The sequence below is a fragment of the Ilyomonas limi genome, from assembly GCF_005233845.1.
In the GTDB taxonomy this organism is placed as follows: Bacteria; Bacteroidota; Bacteroidia; order Chitinophagales; family Chitinophagaceae; genus Ilyomonas; species Ilyomonas limi.
Map to the genome: position 1 here is coordinate 352,830 of NZ_SZQL01000001.1, position 6,375 is coordinate 359,204.

The window sequence follows — 6,375 nt, forward strand, 5'->3', positions numbered from 1 at the left end:
CGTTGCTTTTGGTTAGCGTAATAAATGATAAAACCTGTTTCCTGTAACTTTTGATACTTATTCCTGCTATCAACTATCAACTGTCATCTGTTAACTTATTTAATTACAAGTGCCATCTACGGTGCAGAAGCCTTCGCCTTCTTCGGTAATTAAAGCAGGCTTTTCTTCTTCCCACACCTTATCCAATACCTGTGCAAATATTGCTGTAGGCTGTGCACCGGATACACCATATTTATTGTTGAATACAAAGAACGGTACACCCTGAATGCCCAATTGCTGTGCCTGGTACTGATCGTGCAATACATCCTGAGCAAAAGCATCGCTTTGCAATACCTTTTTTGCTTCCTCAGCCTGCAGGCCCACTTCTTCCGCTAATTGCGCAAGCGTATCAATATCGCCAATGTTTTTGCCTTCTGTATAATATGCCTTGAACAGGCGTTCTTTCATTTCATTTTGTACACCTTTTTCTTTTGCAAAATGCAGCAGCCGGTGCGCATTAAATGTATTGTTCACGATCGCCTGATCGAAATTATACTCCAGTCCCACCTCTTTTGCCATAGCAGTCATTGCATCATTCATTTGTTTGCCTTCGGCTGCCGTAGCACCTTTTCGTTTACCTAAATATTCATGCACCGACTGACCGGGAACATATTCCAGATTGGGGTCTAACTGGAAGCTGTGCCATTCAATTTCCACGTTATCTTTTACATTAAAACCTGCTAAGGCTTTTTCAAATTTGCGTTTGCCGATATAGCAAAACGGGCAAACCACATCCGACCAAATATCTATTTTCATTATACTGTTTTTATTGTTTTGTTTAAGCTGCCTTTTTCGTGCCTTTACCTTTTGTGTTTCCACTTTGTAACGACGCTTTAATGGCTGCACTCACATTTTTAAAAGTTATTTCGCTATTAAACCGTTCTCCATTGATAAAAAGCACAGGAATATCCTTAACGCCAAGCGCAATACCTTCTTTAAGGTCATCCTGAATGTACGCGCCGTAGTGGCTGTTAATAAGTTCATCCAAAAACCTTTTCGACTGTACGCCTACTTCCCGTGCATGACTTTTTAAACTAATAGTACCAAGGTTGCGCTTGTTGGCAAATAGTTCATTGTGCATTTCCCAAAACTTGCCTTCCTGCGCTGCTGCAAGCGCCGCTTCGGCTGCCTTATGTGCTTTTTGATGCACTTTAACCAGCGGAAAATGTCGGAAGATGAACTTTACTTTCTGCGGATAAGCAGCTAAAATTTCTTTAACTACTTCGTTTGCTTTGGCTGAAGCTTCACTTTCATAATCGCCAAACATCATCAGCGTAACAGGTGCTTTGGCTTCGCCTACAATTATCTTTTTTGAAGGTATAACTTCAATTATTTCTGGTTTTTTCATAACCGTTTATTTTTTAGTGCTGAATGAACAGCTTTTCTCTTTGTCTTCTTACTTTAGGAAGGTTGGCGAGCCAGTCGTTGCCCGTATCCCGATAGCCCAATGGCAACAAGGTTACACTACGCAGACCTTTCTCTTTTAATCCCAACAACGCGTCCAGGGCTGTAGCGTTAAAGCCTTCCATTGGTGTTGCATCCACCCTTTCTTCGGCAGCAGCAGCGATAGCTGTACCGAACGCAATATATGCCTGGCGGGCTGCCCACTGGTAGTTTTCTTCTGTTGTTTTTTTGGTAATAATGTTCAACAGGGTATTTTTAAAGCCTGCTAAGGTCTCTTCGGGCACATTGCGCGTTTTTGCAGTATGCGCAATATATTCATCTATTTGTCCGGGCGTTATATCTGCCCAGGCAGCAAACACCAGCAGGTGAGAACTGTCCACAATCTGCGACTGGTTGTTGGCAATGGGTAAAATCTGCTTTTTTATTCCGGGGTTGGTAATTACCAAAATAGTATAAGGCTGCAAGCCCATGGAAGAAGGGGCAAGCTGTATGGCTTTCAGTATATTATCTACTTTTTCCTGTGATACTTTTTTGCCATTCATCTTCTTTGATGCATATCGCCATTCGAGCGATTTGATTAATTCCATATCTTTAGTCTATATTTTTATTATTAGTACTTTAACTTTACTTGGTTACTTTTAGTAACCGAAGGTAAATAACTTTGTATAATAATTGATGTAATTATTGTTAAAACATTAAAATGCCGGTAACAACAAAAGAAAGAGAGAAGGTGGCTGCTGTTTTTTCGGGGGCATGTACCCAAAAAAAGGTATGTCCTGTTAAGGACATCATGGCAAGCTATGGCGATAAATGGACGATGTACACCGTGCTGCTGCTGGGGCAACATCAAAAAATGCGCTTTAATGAGCTACGCTGCCATATCAGCGGCATCTCGCAGCGCATGCTTACTGTTACTTTGCGCTCACTAGAAGAAGATGGCATTGTTTTGCGCACTTTGTACCCCGAGATACCGCCACGGGTAGAATACCAGTTGACAGAACTGGGCGAAAGCCTGCTGAAACCATTGCTGCAATTAGCCATCTGGGCAGAAGAAAATGTTGGTGAGGTATTGAAAGCAAGGAAAAAATATGGTAAGAAAAATAAGGAAGAATAACGCCTTTTACTGCTGTACTTTGCGCTTTTAAACTGATATGCATGCCTTTTATAGACACCGCAGCATTGAACGAGAAAGAAGTGATTCCCGGCTACCATGGCAGAACCATTCACACCGGTACGATGACCTTTATGTACTGGACAGTAGAGGCTGGCGCAGTAATGCCGATGCACTCCCACCTGCAAGAGCAGATAGCGCATGTATTGAAAGGTACTTTTGAGCTAACGGTAGAGGACGAAACGCAAACCATAGAGCCGGGCAAAGTGGCTGTAATACCGCCGTATGTTATGCATGGTGGCAAAGCCATTACACATTGCGAACTACTTGATGTATTTTATCCCGAAAGAGAAGACTATAAATTTTAACCTATGAATCTTGATTTAACTAATAAAACTGCACTGGTGTGTGGCGCTTCGCAGGGGCTTGGACTTGCCTGTGCCACCGAGCTGGCTTTGCTGGGTGCCAATGTAATTGCCGTGAGCCGCAGTGAAGAAAAACTGCAAACTATAGTCAGCAATTTTGATACTTCCAAAGGACAGCAACATAGCTATCTGGCTATGGATCTTTCCAATCCTGATGCAGTGAAAGAAAAAGTGAATGCTTTTATTGCCGAAGGCAATGTTATTCATATACTCATCAACAATGCCGGTGGCCCACCTTCGGCACCCATGATTGACACCGATGCTGCGGAGATAGAGAAAGCATTCCGTACGCATGTTATCAGCAGTCATGTGTTGGCGCAAGCTGTTGTTCCGGGTATGAAAAATGCTGGTTTTGGACGTATTGTAAACATTGTTTCTACTTCCGTAAAACAGCCGATTAATGGCTTGGGCATTTCCAATCTTGTGCGTGCGGCTGTAGCTAATTGGGCTAAAACATTAGCTAACGAAATCAGCCGGTTTGAGATTACAGTAAACAATGTGTTGCCGGGTTATACCAATACAGACAGGCTGAATTATTTGTTCTCTAAACAAGCAAAAGAACAGAGTGTAGCAAAGGAAGATATTCTTCAAAAAAATGAATCTGCTATTCCTGCTGGCAGAATAGGTGAACCGGCAGAATTTGGCGCCGCGGTTGCCTTTCTTTGTTCGCCGGCAGCCGCTTATATCAACGGCATTAATTTGCCTGTTGATGGCGGAAGAACGGGATGTTTGTAGTGCTTAAAATAATAAGTATATAATTCCCGTAATTGCGAGCGGAGTGAAGCAATCTGTGCTTTGCGTTAAATTATTACAGGTGGTCTGTGTTAAACCTAATGATTATGTGTAAAAGTATTTAAAACTTATTTCAAAAATGGCTTTACTATTAATTTTCAATAGTTATCTTAAATTTAAAGTATACTAAAACCCGCTTCTAGCAAGGGTTTCAAGAATTAGGAAATTCATCAATTAATTGCCCAGTGTCTAAAACAGCATTTTTGAGATAAGTTCTAATAATAATACATTAACTACTTATTTTGATTGTACTGCAATCCACAGATTGCTTCGCTCCGCTCGCAATGACGGGGACGTAACAATCCGAATATTAATGTGGTTCAATCATATCACTCACATTCCAATTACTTCACCCTCCTTCAACTGGTTTGCCAGATCCAGCAAACTGCTACAAATCAGATCAGGTTTGGGTGCCAGCGGATATAGCATTTCGTTGCCCGATTGCATATAAGCAGTTTTCATACCTGCGTTGGCAGCGCCGGCTATATCCCATCCATGCGCCGATACAAAAAGCATTTCTTTTTCTTTTGCATCCATTTTTTTAGCTGCCCACCGATACACTTCCATACTCGGCTTATATTTCTTTACATGCTCGGCACTCAGTACACATTCAAAGTACGAAATTAAGCCGGTACGCTCCATTCGTTCGCGCACCACTTCTTCGGGCGAGTTGGTGAGTGCGGCAATTCGGTAGCCTTCATCGTTTAATGCCGAAAGCCCTTCCTGTACGCCATTGTGTACCGGAAGGTGTTTTAGCGTTTCTAAGATGCTGTCTATTTCATGCTCCGCAATATTTTTATCCAGCTTGCTGGCAGTCATTTGCATAGTAGCCTTGGCTATTGAAATAAAATCGTTGAACTGAACAGTACAATTATCCACAAAGCAATACTGCATGAATAATTCAAACCACAACAGGTAGCCCTTTTTGCTATCCATCAGGCTGTTTACTTTACGCTCCATATCACTCATATCCAGCAACGTTTCATATACGTCCAGCACAATGATTTTGACTTTTTCCGGTGAGGTAGTTTTAGCTTCCTGCATAATTATTTTTTATAGCTGTTTAAAGCTCTGCACAAAAAAAGTGCCTTTTGAAAAATTATTTTTGAGGTGTAGTTCTAACTTATCCGGTGTAAGGTATTGTAAATTTTATTAGTCTGCTGCTTTGTCCTTCGCCAGGATAAGACTTATTGTACATTGCAGAATTACAATAAGCTATTGTGTTGTTTATTGGATTACCTGGCCATCCACCTGATGTAAATGGCTTACTTTACTACTATTTTCAGCATCAATAAATTAAAATAAATGGGGGAAGCTACTTTAGACACTTATCAACGTGCACTTGTTATCCATTCGCATATTATTACCTACGGCAATGCGGCTGATGAAACAATTACCGAACGTGTGCGGGCAGAAGTAGAAACGATGTGGAATGAGCCAAATGCAGTTGTATTGATAAAAGGAATACCTTACAGGGTAATTTTCAGCATCACTGCAGAATGGCGCCCGGGTATTGATATGATAGAAGTGTACACCAATGATGACCCGCGTAATAATTATTTCAGAATTGAAGAATATGCGCATGGCAATATTTCTTTTGTAGATGGTTTAGGCTGCAACAGCGGTTATTTTAAACTTGAAAATTTATATGTTGGCTCTACTACGGCAGCGCATGAGTATGGGCATACGCTGGGGCTCGACCATCCTGCTGATATGGATTACAGAGGCAAAGGCATTCCCCGCATTATGTATCCACGGGGTACATTGGTAGATCCGCCGTTTCAATACGACCCAACCAAACCAGCAGGCATTACCGGCGGCACCATGCACCCCATGTACCGGAAAGTATTTGCCGAGGACATAGCCCTATTGAGGCTGGAAAGATTACGGTTTAACAATGGTAAAGCTATTGTAGGCGAGTTTACCAATGTGTTTCACTACAATCATGGCGAAACACCTTGGGGTGAGCATACGCCTATGGTGGAAGGATAAGAAGATTGGCTAACTATTTTATGGAGTGCCGGTTACTAATCGCAAGTTACAATTTGTGCCACGCAAAAGGTATATAATTACATAACCTTCAAATTGAATCTACATGACCTTAAAAACTACAATATGCTTTTAGAGAACAAACCCTGGTTCATACATTTAACAATTGCATTTTTTGCTGCAAAAAACTATATTTTGTGTACTGCTTTGCTGTGCACATGCACTATATTACATGCACAGGTAACTGGTTGTCCCGATCCTGCCGCAAAAAATTATAAAAGTACTGCTACCGTAAACGATGGCTCCTGTATATATAAAGATGTATCTATCAAACCGATATTTAACACCAACCTGAATACAAAGCTGAATGAAACATCCGGCCTGCTCTGGTGGAATAATCAGGTATGGACACATAATGATAGCGGCGGAGAACCGGCATTGTATGCTGTAGATTCTTCCACCGGGAAAATAATAAGAAAAGTAACCGTAAGCAATGCTACCAACATAGATTGGGAAGACCTTGCACAGGATGATAACTACATTTATATTGGTGATTTTGGTAACAATGCGCAGGGCAACAGGAACGATCTGAAGATTTATAAGGTTAAAAAATCG

9 protein-coding genes are annotated in these 6,375 nt (G+C 41.4%); 5 read left to right on the forward strand and 4 right to left on the reverse strand.

The genetic code is table 11. The features are described 5' to 3' along the window. Positions 1 to 99 precede the first annotated feature (99 nt). Genes FC093_RS01460 through FC093_RS01470 form a run of 3 tightly spaced genes read right to left on the reverse strand, consistent with a single transcriptional unit; the run spans position 100 to position 2,030 of the window. Positions 100 to 795, reverse strand: a complete 696-nt coding sequence (locus tag FC093_RS01460; RefSeq protein WP_137259956.1) for a DsbA family oxidoreductase — start codon at positions 793 to 795, stop codon at positions 100 to 102. Between the two features lie 22 nt (positions 796 to 817). After that, positions 818 to 1,387, reverse strand: coding sequence for a DsbA family protein (locus FC093_RS01465; protein WP_137259957.1), 570 nt, complete (start codon positions 1,385 to 1,387; stop codon positions 818 to 820). A 13-nt stretch (positions 1,388 to 1,400) separates the two neighbouring features. Then, the gene (locus tag FC093_RS01470; RefSeq protein ID WP_137259958.1) at positions 1,401 to 2,030 is read right to left on the reverse strand and encodes a nitroreductase family protein; all 630 of its coding nucleotides are present in this window, start codon (positions 2,028 to 2,030) and stop codon (positions 1,401 to 1,403) included. Positions 2,031 to 2,143: 113 nt separating this feature from the next. Here FC093_RS01470 and FC093_RS01475 point away from each other — a divergent pair, with 113 nt between their 5' ends. From FC093_RS01475 to FC093_RS01485, 3 genes are read left to right on the forward strand one after another with little or no spacing between them, the layout of a single operon-like run. Next, complete coding sequence (locus FC093_RS01475) at positions 2,144 to 2,557, forward strand: winged helix-turn-helix transcriptional regulator (RefSeq protein WP_137259959.1); 414 nt, start codon at positions 2,144 to 2,146, stop codon at positions 2,555 to 2,557. Positions 2,558 to 2,598: 41 nt separating this feature from the next. Beyond that, positions 2,599 to 2,922: a cupin domain-containing protein gene (locus FC093_RS01480; protein WP_137259960.1), complete on the forward strand. Its 324-nt coding sequence runs from the start codon at positions 2,599 to 2,601 to the stop codon at positions 2,920 to 2,922. A 3-nt stretch (positions 2,923 to 2,925) separates the two neighbouring features. Beyond that, positions 2,926 to 3,714: an SDR family oxidoreductase gene (locus FC093_RS01485; protein WP_137259961.1), complete on the forward strand. Its 789-nt coding sequence runs from the start codon at positions 2,926 to 2,928 to the stop codon at positions 3,712 to 3,714. 390 nt (positions 3,715 to 4,104) lie between these two features. Here FC093_RS01485 and FC093_RS01490 read toward each other — a convergent pair whose 3' ends face one another. Beyond that, on the reverse strand, positions 4,105 to 4,815 hold the full coding sequence (locus tag FC093_RS01490; protein WP_137259962.1) for a haloacid dehalogenase type II: 711 nt from the start codon (positions 4,813 to 4,815) through the stop codon (positions 4,105 to 4,107). A 261-nt stretch (positions 4,816 to 5,076) separates the two neighbouring features. On the opposite strand from FC093_RS01490, the gene FC093_RS01495 reads away from it, so the two are divergent. After that, positions 5,077 to 5,763, forward strand: a complete 687-nt coding sequence (locus FC093_RS01495) for a peptidase M10 (RefSeq protein WP_137259963.1) — start codon at positions 5,077 to 5,079, stop codon at positions 5,761 to 5,763. A gap of 123 nt (positions 5,764 to 5,886) precedes the next feature. After that, a partial coding sequence (locus FC093_RS23645) for a hypothetical protein (RefSeq protein WP_240743145.1) occupies positions 5,887 to 6,375 on the forward strand: 489 nt, incomplete at its 3' end.